Annotated in this window: 3 protein-coding genes and 1 tRNA gene; all 4 read right to left on the reverse strand. The window is 70.0% G+C overall.

What is annotated here, in order from left to right; all coding sequences use genetic code 11:
• Nucleotides 1–146: 146 nt before the first annotated feature.
• A complete protein-coding gene (locus OX958_RS23105) occupies nucleotides 147–11,885 on the reverse strand; it encodes a non-ribosomal peptide synthetase/type I polyketide synthase (protein WP_270131299.1) in 11,739 nt (3,912 codons plus the stop codon).
• A gap of 354 nt (nucleotides 11,886–12,239) precedes the next feature.
• Nucleotides 12,240–12,311, reverse strand: a tRNA-Val gene (locus OX958_RS23110).
• Nucleotides 12,312–12,343: 32 nt separating this feature from the next.
• Nucleotides 12,344–12,820 (reverse strand): peroxiredoxin, encoded by a 477-nt coding sequence (locus tag OX958_RS23115; protein ID WP_270131300.1) that lies wholly within the window; start codon nucleotides 12,818–12,820, stop codon nucleotides 12,344–12,346.
• A 22-nt stretch (nucleotides 12,821–12,842) separates the two neighbouring features.
• Complete coding sequence (locus tag OX958_RS23120; protein WP_270131301.1) at nucleotides 12,843–13,289, reverse strand: DUF3052 domain-containing protein; 447 nt, start codon at nucleotides 13,287–13,289, stop codon at nucleotides 12,843–12,845.
• Between the last annotated feature and the right edge of the window lie 96 nt (nucleotides 13,290–13,385).

Consider the following 13,385-nt stretch of genomic DNA (forward strand, 5'->3'; position numbering starts at 1 on the left):
GAACCCCCGTACACGGTGCAGAACCGACTTCCCTGGAGGTCCCGGACCGCCACCACTGAGCAACACCTGGTGGCGGTCCATTTTTTGCGTGCCTGAGCGTGAGCAGCCTTCGGATCAGCTGCTTGGTGTGTGGTGGGGCGCCGGGGTCACTTGAGCCACTCGGGCGCGGGCAGCCGGGAGCGGTCGAGTTTGCCGCTGGCGTCCAGCGGAAGGTCCTCGACCGGGATCAGGTCGGCCGGCACCAGGTAGATCGGCAGCTCCTTGGTGAGCTCCAGCAGCAGGTTCGCCAGTACTGCGGGATCGCTGTCCTCCAGCACGACATAGCCGATCAGGCAGGTGTCGCCGGCCGGGTCGGCACAGGCCACCACCACTGCGTCGATGACGCCGGGCAGGTCGGCGAGCACGTGCTCGGTCTCCCCCGGCTCGACGCGGTGGCCACGGATCTTCACCTGGTCGTCAGCGCGGCCGAGGTAGTCGAGCGAGCCGTCAGCGCGCCAGCGGCCCAGGTCGCGGCTGCGGTACAGCCGGCCGCCCGGATGCGCCGGGTCGTTCACGAAAGCGGTCTCGGTCTCGTCCGGACGCCCCAGATAGCCCTGCGCGACAGCGACGCCACCGAGGTGGATCTCGCCGATCGCTCCCACCGGCACGGGCCGCAACGCCTCGTCGAGCAGCCGGACGACCACCCCGTCGATCGGACGGCCGATCGACGGCCGGTCCTCGTCCGGGTCGACCTGGTGGATCGTGGTCACCACGGAGGCCTCGGTCGGCCCGTACTCGTTGTAGAGCGTGCACTCCGGATGGACGTCGAGGAAGTCGCGGATCTTGTGCGTCACCACCATCGCCTCGCTCCCGGCCACGATCTCCCGCAGGGCCGGAAGCTCGGGCACCCTGCGCATCGTCGCGAGCAACGCGGTCAACGGCGTGAACGCCATGAACAGCCGCTCCACCTCGTGATCCTTCAGCGCGGCGATCACCGCGTCGGGGTCGTACCGGTCGTCCTCGCCGATCAGCACCAGCGCCGAGCCCGAGGCCAGCGCGGTGAAGATCTCCTGAATGTGTACGTCGAAGCCGACCGACGTCCACTGCAGCGTTCGCAGGGACCGCCTGGTGCGCAGGTAGTGCCTGATCAGGTTGACCGGCCCGCGGTGCGGTACGGCGACGCCCTTGGGATTTCCGTTGGAGCCGGACGTGTAGATGCAGTAGGCGATGTCGTCGGCGGCCGCCCGGACCGGCGGAGCCTGCTTGGCCCGCAGGTCGCCGTCGACAGCCGCGACCGGAACCAGCCGCAGTCCAAGCCGGTCGGCCAGCGCCGCGTCGTCGCCGACCAGCGCGACCGCGCCGGCGTCCGCTGTCATGAACGACCACCGCGACTCCGGTACGCCGGGGTCCAGCGGCAGGTAGGCAGCGCCTGACTTCAGCACGGCCAGTACTGCGACCACCAGCTCAGCGCCACGCGCCACCCGTACGGCGACCAGCTGGCCGGGCTTCACGCCGAGATCCACCAGTTGCCAGGCGACTGCATTGGAGCGGCGGTCGAGTTCGCCGTACGTGATCTCTCGCTCGCCGTGGATCAGCGCGACCGCGTCGGGCGTCCTGGCGACCTGCTGCTCGAAAAGGGTGTGCAGGCCGCTGAGCTCGCCCGCGACCACCGCGTCCCGGCGGGATCGTCCGACCGGGCCGGTCGGTGCCGCCATGCCTTCGAAGTCGGCCAGGATCTTCTGGTCGTCCTCGATCGGCAGCATCAGCTCAGGCAGCGGCAGACGGGGGTCGTCGATCGCACGGCGCAGGACGGCTTCGATGTAGGCCAGCAGGCGCTTGATGGTCAGTTCGTCGAAGAGGCCCGCGCGGTAGTCCGCAGTACAGGTGATGCCGCCGCCGTGGTACGCGAGACGGAAGCGGAGGTCGAGTCCGGGCGGGAGGTCGTCGTCGCCGGCCTCGAACTCGACCAGCACCTGGAAGAGCGGGTTCCGTTCGAGCGACGCGAGATCGGCGGTCGAGTGGTCGACGGCGATCGTGGTGGTCTCGCGCACGCGCTGGGCCAGATCGCCGAGGTCGGGCTCGCCGGAGAGGTCGAGGCGGAGCGGAAGGGCGGGCTGCGGAGTGGTGTCGTCGGGGCGGCGCAGGGCCGCCGTACCGATGGTGATGTCCTCCTGAGCGGCGAACCGGCCGAGCACGGTGCCGACGCCGGCCAGCATCGTCATCAGCGGGCTGACCCGGCGGTCGCGGCTGAAGGCGAAGACCGCGTCGCCGAGCGCCGAGTCGAGCTCGTGGGTGACGGTCGCGATGACGTCGTCGCCGGCCGGACGAGGGCGGTCGGTCGGGAGGACGAGCGGCTGGGCGCCGTCGAGGATGGACTGCCAGTACGCCAGATCCCTGACCCGCTTGACTTTCTCGGCCTCGGCCTTGTCTTCCTCGCGCGGTTGCTTGGCGGCCGGAACCGGCTGTACCGGGGTGCGGTCGAGCTTCCGCGCGGTCTCGTTCAGCAGAGCGAGCTGCTCGTGCATCAGCCTGGTGACGCCGTCGACCAACTGCCCGGCGACCCGCAACTGCTGCGACATCAACGCGGCCATCCCCGAACCAGGCAGCTCCGCCTCGCTCGTCGCGGCGGCCGCGGCATCAACCTTCGCCGCCAGCTCGGCCAGACCCGAACCAAGCACAGCCAGCGCCGCGCGTGGGTCGGCGTTCTCGACCGTCCTGGGCGGCTCGCCTGCCGCGCGGAGCAGGTCGAGCGGGTCGACCTCGTCGTCCCCCGGCTGGTTGCGCGAGGCAACTGCCGAGGCGAGTTTGTGCGGGGTGTTCAGTTCGTCGAAGAGTTCGCTGACCGCCAACTCGACCTGGAACCGCTGCCCGACCTCCTCAACCACCCGCAGCATCGACAACGAGTCCGCGCCGAGCTCGACGAACGTGTGGTCCACGGTCAGGTCGTACGGGTCGAGGCCGAGCTGTTCGCCGGTCAGATCGAGCACGACCTCGAGGGACTGGCGATAGAGGTCAGCCGCGGAGACCGGGGTTTCTGCTTCAGACGCGGTGGCGGTCGCGGCTGCAGACGGGCTGGCGGTCGCGGCTGCAGGTGCGGCGGCAACTGCAGGCGTGGAGTCGGCTTCAGGCGTGGACGCGGCGTCGGCTTTCAGCGTGGTCGCGGCTGCAGTTGCAGGCGCGACGTCGGCTTGGGACGTGGTCTCGGCTGCAGGCGCGGAGTCGGCTCCAGACGTGGACGCGGCGTCGGCTTCAAGCGTCGTCGCGGCGTCGGCTCCAACTGCGTCGGCTGGAGGCGTGGCGTCGGTTTCGGCAGCGGGTTCAGCTTCAGACCCGGCTACGACTCGGGAGGCCGGAACTGATGGTTCGCGGTCGAATTCAGGCGCGGGACCAACCGGAGCCGCCGCCTCAACCGCAGGCGTGGCGAGAGCGCCAGATCGTGTCTGGACGGCATCCGGCAACATCCGCACGTAGGCGTTCGCCAACAACAGCTCGCCGGCACCCGACGCAGCAACCCCCGGCCTGGCAGCTTCCCGCCCAGCCCTATCCACCTTGGCGCTACCAACCTTGGCGGCAACCGCCCCGGCAGCACCCCGCATGACAGCATCCGCTTCGGCCGCATCACCCTCCGCGATACCCGTCTTGGCGACACCGAACTTGGCGGCACCCGCCCCGGCAGCACCCCGCATGACAGCATCCGGCTCGCCCGCACCGCGCTCTGCAGCACCCACCTCGGCGATGCGCAACTCGGCCGCATCGCGCTTCGCGATACCCGTCTTGGCGACGCCGAACTTGGCGCCAACCGCCCCGGCAGCACCCCGCATGGCGCCATCCGGCTCGCCCGCATCGCGCTCCGCAGCACCCACCTCGGCGACGCCCAACTCGGCGGCATCCCGCTCCGCAGTACCCGGCTCGACGGCATCCGCCTCCGCAGTACCCGGCTCGACGACATCCGCCTCCGCAGCACCCACCTTGGCGACACCCGACTCGGCGGCATCCCGCTCCGCAGTACCCGACTTGACGGCCGGCTCTACTGCGATCGGCTCCACCGCGATCGGCTCCACCGCCGGGGCGCGGCGGTCGTCGTCGGCCGGGATCGCGAACGGCGACAGGTCGTGCGTCTCGATCTCCTCGACCGACGGCACCACGACGCCGTTCGACGCCGGTGGGTCGAGTGGGATGCGCTTGAGCGCCGCCCCGCTTCGCTCGATCGAACGCTCCTCGACCGCCGGCGGCTGTGGGAGCGTGACCGGCCGTCCCGAGGCGTCGACCGGGTGGTGCACGCGACGGAACGGGTACGTCGGCAGCGGCACCCGGCCGCTCTCGGGGTAGACCTTCGCCCAGACGATCTCGGTGCCCTGCTCGTACAGCTCGGCCAGGCCGTTCATCGTCGCCAGGACCGGGTCCTGCCCGAGGCGCTGGGTCGGGATCCAGGTGCTGTTCGGCGCGATCCGTCGGCCGGCCGGACTCAGTACCGCGTCCGGCCCGAGCTCCAGGAAGCGCCTGCAGCCGGCCGCCGTCAGCGCCTCGACGGCGTCACCGAACAACACCGGCTGGCGCAACTGCCCGACCAGATAGTCGCCGGCGAGCGCAGTGCCGCTCTCCAGCAACTCCCCCGACCAGCTCGACACCATCGGCATCCGCAGCGGCTTGAGCTTGATCCCGGCAACGATCTTCGCGAAGTCGGCCAGGATCGGATCGACCAGCGAGCTGTGGAAGGCGCGGTCGACGTCCAGCCGCTGCCACTTCAGCTCCAGCCGGTCGAGTTGCTCGGCCAGTTGCCCGACGATCACCTCGGACCCGGTCAGCACGAAGGACTGCGGACCGTTGCCGGCGGCAATCTCCACGCCCGGCGTCTGGGCCAGTTCGCGGACCCGGTCGGCATCCGCCCGGACGGCGACCATCGCGCCCGGCGCGGTCCCACGCTGCATCAGTACTCCGCGCTGCGCGGTCAGTTTCACGCCGTCGGCCAAGGACAACGCGCCGGCCACGCACAGAGCGGCGTACTCACCGACGCTGTGCCCAACCACCAACGCAGGCTGTACTCCGAACGACTGCCACAGCCGCGCGAGCGCCAACTCGAACGCGAACAACGCAGGCTGCGCGGTCTCCGTCGGCCAGACGCCGTCGGAACCGGCCGGTGTCAGGAGCAGTTCGAGCAGGCTGCCGCCGAACTCCTCCTCGTAGACCTTGTCGCACTCGTCGAGCACGGCACGGAACACCGGGAACCGGACCGCCAGACCGGCAGCCATCCCGCGGCGGGCCGCGCCCTGGCCGGTGAACGCGAAGCCGAGCGGGCCCGGTCCTCCGCGCGGTACCTCGGCGGTGACCGCAGCCTCCAGCGCCTCGGCCAGCTCCGTCTCGGAGGAACCCGCGACGGCGATGCGATGCCGATGCGCCGGGCGGCCGATCGCCGCCGTACCGGCGATGTCGATCAGGCGCTGACCGGTACCGTCCTCGAGCTCGACGCGGAACAGCTCGGCCAGGTCGGCGAGCGCGGCTGGGTCCGGCGCCGAGATCGGCAGTACGACCGGGCCGTCCTCGCCGCGCCGGATCTGCCGCGGCGCCTCTTCCAGGATCACGTGCGCACTGGTGCCCTTGGCATCGAGCGCGCTGACGCCGGCGCGCAACGGCGTACCGGCTTCCCAGTCGCGGACCTCGGTACCGATCACGAACGGGCTGCCGGCGGCGCCGAGCTCAGGGTTGGGCTTGCGGTAGTTGATCGTCGGGACGAGCGTGCGGTGCTGCAGCATCAGCACGGTCTTGATCAGCCCGGCCATCCCCGCGGCGCTGTCGAGATGGCCGATGTTGGGCTTGACCGAACCGATCGTGCAGAACGCGACCCGGTCGGTGTGCTTGCGCAATGCGCTGCTCAGAGCGCGGAACTCGATGGCGTCGTCGGCCGCCGTACCGGTCGCGTTGGCCTCGACATAGCTGAGCGATTCGGCCGGTACGCCGGCCTTCTCCAGCGCGCGTTCGACCAACTCGACCTGCCCCGCGGGACCGCCGTCGTTGGTGACCGCGGAGCCCTTGATCACGGCGTACACGGTGTCGCCGTCGGCGATCGCCTGGTCGAGCCGCTTGAGCAGCACGGCCGCGACACCGTTGCCGCCCACGGTGCCGTCGGCGTACGCGTCGAAGGCACGGATGTGACCGGTCGGCGACAGGATCGAGCGCGCGCTGGCGTGATAGGCCGTTGCCTGAGGCACGTGTACGGCGGCGGCGCCCGCGAGCGCGAGGTCGGCATCGCCGCTGCGCAACGCCTGACAGGCAAGGTGAACCGCGACCAGCGAGGAAGACCACGCAGCCTGTACGCCGATCGCGGGCCCGGTCAGTCCGAGGCGGTAGGCGACGCGCGTGGCGAGGTAGTCCGGCGGCGTGTTGTGCTGGGTGTAGAGGTTCATGCCGGACCCGGCGAAGATGCCGATCCGCCCGGTCGCACCGGCGTACCCGCCGTGCTCGAGAGCCTGCTGGCAAACCTGCAGGAAAAGCCGCTGCGCGGGATCGGTCAGCTCAGCCTCACGATCACTGAGCCCGAAGAACGCGGCATCGAACAACTCGACGTCGTCCAGCGCCCCGCTGACAGCGACCAGCTCTTCCTCGCCGAACGCCTCGCCGCCCCCGGCCTCCCGCAGTTCCTCGTCGGAGAACCGCCGAACGCTCTCCACACCCCCGAGCAGGTTTTCCCAGAACTCGTCGACCGACGCCGCACCTGGGAACCGCCCAGCAAGTCCGACCACAGCCACCGGCTCGACAACGACCGACTTCGCAGGCTTCTGCTTCTTCTCCCCGCCCGCCCGCGCGGCTGCTGGTGCTTTCTTCGCAGCTGGTTGCTGCTCGTTCGCGGTTGGGTCCTCGACCACCCGCACTACTGGTGCGACAGGCTTTGTCTTCGGGTCGTTTGTGAGCTGGTTGCCCTTGGCAACAATCGCTGCGGCGTCGGGTTGCTCAGCAGACTCGTCCTCAACCTCTGCAGCCGCTACCTCGCCAGCGGACTCCTCAGCCTCATCTGCAGGCGCCTCGTCGCGTAGCCGAACGGCAGGCAATTGAGGCGTCTCTTGATCAAGCTCAACAGCAGACTGCTCAGCAAACACCTTGGCGGACTCGCCCTGATCGGCAAGGGACGGCTGGTCGCTGGCGCTTTCATCAGCCGGTACGCCGGCGGTCAGCTTCGCGGCAGTCTGCTCATCATCGTCGGTCGCACCAACAGATTCGCTGGACGTTTGCTCGCCACCATCCGTCGCGCCGGCAACCGACTGCGCGTCGTCATCAACAGCAGACTCCGCGGCGGACGACTCGTCCTCGACATGCTCGCCACTAGCCGGTACCTCGAGAACTGCTGTTTCCGCAGCCGGCTCGTCATCATCAACCGCGACAACAGATTCATTGCGCTCGTTGTCGTGCGCCTCAGCAGCCGACTTCTCCGTAGCGGAATCGTCGTCGGCATCAGGTTGATCGTCAACCTGCCCCTTGACGACAGACGCCGTACCAGCGGACGCCCCGTCGGCAACCGCCGCGGCTGGCACGTCTCCGTCTGCAGCGGCCTTTTCCTCGGAGGCGTGCTCGTCATCAACTGGTACATCGTCAGCCGACTTCTCCGTCGGCGATTCGCCACCATCAACAGACTTATCGCCTGCCTCGTCATCAGCGGCAGGCTCAGTACTGGCGACCGCCGCGTCAACTGACCCGGCGGGGACGTCTTCGTCTTCAGCAGACGCCGCAGCCGACTCGTCGGCACCACCGACACCAACCGGTACGTCGGCAACCGTCTCGTCGGCGATCGGATCGGCAACATCTTTCGCATCAGCAGGCTTGTCACCCGCGTCGCCGTGTACAGCAGGTGCAGTACTCGAAGCCACCGCGTCAGCAGCCGGCCCGGCGGACGCTTCATCGTCCTCAGCAGAGTCGGTGGCGGGCGGCCGGTCGATAGCATGTTCGTCATCAACCGGTACGTCGACAGCCGGGTCGTCCGCAGTCGGCTCGTCGGCGGTCGGCTCGCTGTCACTGGCCGCAAGAGGAGACTTGCCGGCGACCTCATCGTCAGCGGCAGGCGTCTTACTGGCGGACGCCGCGTCAACCGAGTCGGCGGGCGCGTCGCCGTCCACAATCGACGCCGTGGCGGGCAGCTGTGTGGTTGGTTGTTCGTCGTCGAGCGGTACGGCGGTTGCCAGCTTCTCGCCCGGACTGTCACCGGCCGGCGCGCTGGCCGCGGTCGACTCATCTGCGGTGAAGTCGTCGTGCGTCGGCGCGGCAGGCATATCGGCGGTCGCCGATGCGACGGGTGCCTCGGCGGCGATCGAGGTGCCGGTCGCCGGGACGGCAGGTGTCTCGGCGCTGGTCGACGCCGCGGATGTCTCGCCGCTGGCTGATGCGGCCGGTGTCTCGGCGATCGCCAACACGGCAGCTGCCTTGCCGGTGACCGACGCCGCGGATGTCTCGCTGCTGGCCGATGCGGCGGGTGTTTCGGCGGTCGCCGACACGGCGGATGTTTCGGCGGTCGCCGACACGGCGGATGTTTCGGCGGTCGCCGTCGCCGACATGGCCGGTGTCTCGGCGGTCGCCGCTGCGGCGGGTGTCTCGCCGCTGGCTGATGCGGCGTGGGTCTCGGCGGCGGCGTCTTCGTCCACCGGAGTCGTCTCGTCTGCAGACGGCGAGGTGCTGGCCTGCGGAGCCGCGGGCTGTTCGCCGGACGTAGCCGCGGGCAGTTCATCGGCGGTAGGCGCGGGCTGCTCGTCGGCGGTAGGCGCGGCGATCTCTGGCTCGGCCGAGTTGTCGTTGACCGACAATGCGGTGAGTTCGTCGGCCGGCGGTACCGCGGCCTGCGGTGCGTCGGCGGGCTGCGGGTCGGTGATTGTCGGCGAGGTGGTTGCCTGCGGGGTCGCGGGCTGCTTCTCGGCGGTCGGTGCGGCGGACTCTGGCTCGGCGGAGGCTTTCTCGTCGACCGACGGTTCGTCGACCTCGTCGGCTGCCTGCGAGGCGGCAGTGGTTTGCTTCTCGGACGCTTCGGGAGCGGCGGTCAGGTCGGTTGCAGCTTGCTCGCCTGTGGCCGGCTCGGCGACGTCCAGGGCAGCGGCTTCAACGGCGGTGGTGTCCACGGGGTTGGTGCGGGGCTCGGCGGGGAGCTGCTTGCTGGCCGTCGGCGCGGCTGACTTCTGACCGGAGATCGGCTTCTCGCCAAGCGGCGGCTTGCTGTCGCTTGGCTGCGACTTCTCGTCAACTGGCGACGCGCTCTGACCGGACAGCGGCTTCTCGTCAACAGGCAGAGCGCTCTCGCCGGACAGCGGCTTCTCGTCAACAGGCAGGGCGCTCTCGCCCGACAGCGGCTTCTCGTCAACAGGCAGAGCGCTCTCGCCGGAGAGCGGGTTCTCGTCAGCTGGCGGTGCGATCTCGCTGGATTGCGGCTCCGTAGTCGGCTTGGAGTCGTCGGTTGGCGCGTCTGGCTTAGGCGCAGCAGGAACGGGCGACGCGTCTGGCTGGGTCTCAGTCGGAACGGCGGGAGCATCCGACTCGGGCTTAGCAGCACCGGCCGACGCAGCGGGCTTGAACTCCGCAGCACCAGCAGGCACAGGATCCGCAGCATCAGCACGAGCCGACCCGGCAGGCTCGGAGTTCGCAGGACTGGCCAGCGCATTCGACTCGGCAGGCTTGGTAAGCGCTTCCGACTTAGGCTCAGAAGCGGACGTACCCGCATCGGACGTGGCGGCAGCCGCCAACGCATCTGCCGCAGGTTGGGCAGGCGCATCTGACTCGGACTCGGACTCGGCAGCACCGCCCAACGCATCTACCCCAGGCTCAGCGGACTCTGCCGGCCCATTTACCTCAGGCCGAGCCAGCGCATCAGACTCCGCAGCACCACCCAGCGCACCCGCACCAGCCTCGGACTCCGCAGCACCACCCAGCGCATCCGACCCAGGCTCGGACTCCGCAGGACCACCCAGCGGGCCCGCTGGGCGGTTTGCGCCCAGGGTCGGGCGCGAAGGCGGGTGGGGGATGGAGTCTTGGAGGTTTCGGCGCCAGGCGAGGCGGACGATCGGGAGTTCGGTGGTTTGTTCGCTGGCGTCTTCTTCGAAGTTCGGGGTGCGGGCCGCGAAGGTGCCGGGGCGGACGGGGTCGCCGTACGGGGAGGGGGGTGTCGCGTACGGGCCGGGGGCTGTTTCGAGGGTGTTGTCGAGCCAGCGTTGTTTGAGGAGGGGGCGGAGGATCTTGCCGCCGGGGGTGGTGGGGAAATGGCGGCGCGGTACGCCGACCACGCGAGCGTCCAGGCCGAGGCGGCCGCGGAGGGCGGAGCGGATTGCTTCGTCGACGCCTTCGGCGGCGTCCGACGTGAGCGCGTAGAAGACCAGGAGGCGTTCGGTGCCCAGGGCGGCGTCGGCGACGCCGCAGGCGGCTACCAGTCCGGGTACGGCGCCCGGCGCGGTGGCGGCGACTGCCTCGAGCTCGTGCGCGTAGTAGGTCTGTCCGTTGAGGATGATCCGCTCGCTGTCGCGGCCGGTGATCACCACCTGCCCGCCGGAGATGAAGCCCTGGTCGCCGGTCGCCAGCCACTTCCGCGCCGGCCAGTTCCCGGCAGGGAAGGCGGCCTTGTCGGCCTCTGGATTCCCCAGATATCCCGGCGTGACCCGGGCGGAGGCGATCTGCAGCTGCCCGATCCGGCCCTCCGGCAGTACTGCGCCGTTCGGGCCGACGATCCGCACGGTCGCTCCGGGGGCGGGTGCTCCCACCGACACCAGGCTCAGTACGCCGGGCGCGTCGGTGCGTCCCTTGCCCGGGCGGGCGACGGCGACCTTGCCGGTGGTGGTTCGTTGGTCGACCCACTCGACGACACCGGTCTGCGAAACCCGTACGCGGTGCACGTTGGGCGTGAGGCCCGGTCGCCCGAAGGTGATGCCGGTGACCGTCTCGGTCATCCCCCAGGCCGCGACGAAGGTCTCGGGTACGACGCCGAACCGGTTCGTCAGGCGCAGGAACTCGCTCACCACCGGCACGGTGATCTGCTCGCCGCCGCTCACCAGGCTGCGCAGGGCCGACAGGTCCCAGTGCCGGTCGGGCTCACCGGCGATGGCCGCGCCGGCCAGGCGGTAGCCGAAGTTCGGCGCCCAGGAGTGGTTCACCCGGTGCTGGTCCATCAGGTCGAGCCAGCGCAGCGGGTCGGCCAGCACCCAGTCGGTGGCCACATGGATGTTGGTGCAGCCGGTGAAGACCGGGAGCAGGTGGTAGAGCAGGAACGAGCCGCTGTGGTCCAGCGGCAACCAGTTGAGCGTCGTCTGCCCCGGGCGGACCGGCAGCATGGCCGGCGTACCGGCGGCGAACTCGACCAGTCCGCGATGCGTGAGCTGGATGATCTTCGGCGTACCGGTGCTGGATCCCGACGTCATCATCAGGACCGCGACGTCGTCGGCGGCGGGCCGGTGGAACTCCGTGGTCGGCTCGTGGCCGGCCAGCGCGTCCGGATCGAGAACCGGCAGGCCGAGGTCGTTGGGCAGATCGGAGGGCCGCCCGATCAGCACCGTCCAGCCGAGCAGGTCGGTGACCTTGCGGAGCCGCTCGCGGCCCTCCTCGGTGGTGTCCCCCTCCGGCGACGGCGACATCAGCAGCGGGCGGATGCCGCCCAGCGTGCAGGCCCAGAACGCGGCGAAGAACCCCACCGGCTCGGTGCAGTGCACGACCGCGGGATCACCCGCCCGTACGCCGTTCGCGCGCAGCCCGGCGAGGATGCGCGCGGCGAGCTCCAGCAGTGTCGGGAAGTCCAGCCGGGTCTCGCGGCCGTCGGGGCCGATCTCGACGACGCCCGCCGTCCCGAAGTCGCGGGCGGCGCGCAGCAGCGCGCTGGGCAGATCGCGCGGATAGCCCGCCGGGATCATCAGCGCGGGTCCGATACTGATCGCCGGCCGGTCCATACCGTTCCTCATCGCATCAGCCCCGTACTACGCGACCGGCGGGCGGCGGAGGTGACAGAGCCCAGTCGGGGACCCACGGACACACGCCTCCCCCACTGGACGGAGCCGGGCTCAGGGCAGGCCCGTCTCGCTGACATCGACAGATTGCCCCGTTGCCGGCCGCACGAAGACGACGGTGACCGGACGGCCCCGGTGCGTCATCGACCTACCGACGAACGGGAACCTTACCAGCCGAAATGTGACCTGGCCGAAGCAGATCCGGCAGCTGACTGTAAAGAAATTCGCGAGCCGTTCCAGCGTGTCGCGGACGGGCGGCGAACCGGCCTGTGCCGACGGGCGAACCGGTCGCCGTCGAGGGGTGGGAGGTGGGCGCTGAGGGGATCGAACCCCCGACATCTTCCTTGTAAGGGAAGCGCTCTACCGCTGAGCTAAGCGCCCTCTTGCCGCCTCGGGAAGGCGGAGCGAGGAGTCTATCCGAGATCGGGCCGAAGACCTGCCAGGGCCTCGGCGTACGCGTCCGGGTCCCGGGCCTCCGGAACGGCGTTGACCACCGACCAGCGCACGATCCCGGCCCGGTCGATCACGAACGTACCGCGCAGCGCGCAGCCGCGTTCGGCGTCGAACACCCCGTACGCCGACGCGATCCGGCCGTGCGGCCAGAAGTCGCTGAGCAGCCCGAACTCGAGCCGCTCCGCCTCGGAGTACGCGCGCAGGGTGAACATCGGGTCGCAGGAGATCCCCACGAACTCCGCGCCGGCCAGCAGTTCGGGCCGGTCGCGGAGCGCGCCGAGTTCACTCGTGCACACCCTGCTGAAGGCATACGGGTAGAACACCAGCACCACGTCCCGCCGGTCCCGGTACTGCGAGAGCCGGACCTGCTCGCCGTGCTGGTTACGCGCGGAGAAGTCCGGTGCCTGGCTGCCGACCCTGGGGACGACGCCAGTCACCGACCTGTTCCTGCCGCCAAGCTCACCGTCTGACCTTGGGCGACTTCGGCAGCACCAACTTCGTCGCCGACCAGTCGTCGGTGACGCTCAGGCTGCTGGTGGTCGACATTCCCGCGGTCGGTGCCGCCTCGGCGACGTCGGCCGCGTCGACATAGCCCTCGCGACCCACCTTGGGCGTCATCAGCCAGACGGCGCCGCCGGCCTTCAGATCGGTCAGGGTCTCGAACAGGGCGTCGACCAGGTCTCCGTCGTCGTCACGGAACCAGAGCAGGACGACGTCCACCGCGTCGTCCGGATCGTCGCCGGTGAACTCCTCGCCGGTCAGTTCCACGATGGCGTCGCGGAAGGCGTCGTCACAGTCGTCGTCGTAGCCGAGCTCCAGCACGACCGTGCCGCTCTCGAAGCCGAGCCGGCTCGCCATGTTCGGCTCGCCGCTCTTGCCGTCCGCGTGGTCCGCGGTCGCGCTCACGTGTCCTCCTCCGTCGTCCCCGGTAGCCGGGGGTAGGCGTCAGTAGCAGTAGTCCATCGTGGCCTACCGCGTCGCGCAAGTATGCACGAGGGTTCC

The organism is Kribbella sp. CA-293567, from assembly GCF_027627575.1.
GTDB lineage: Bacteria > Actinomycetota > Actinomycetes > Propionibacteriales > Kribbellaceae > Kribbella.

What these genes read in the sequence shown, in the direction of transcription:
- OX958_RS23105 (WP_270131299.1), bottom strand. Translation starts at nt 11,885, where the DNA reads ATGAGGAACGGTATGGACCGGCCGGCGATCAGTATCGGACCCGCGCTG.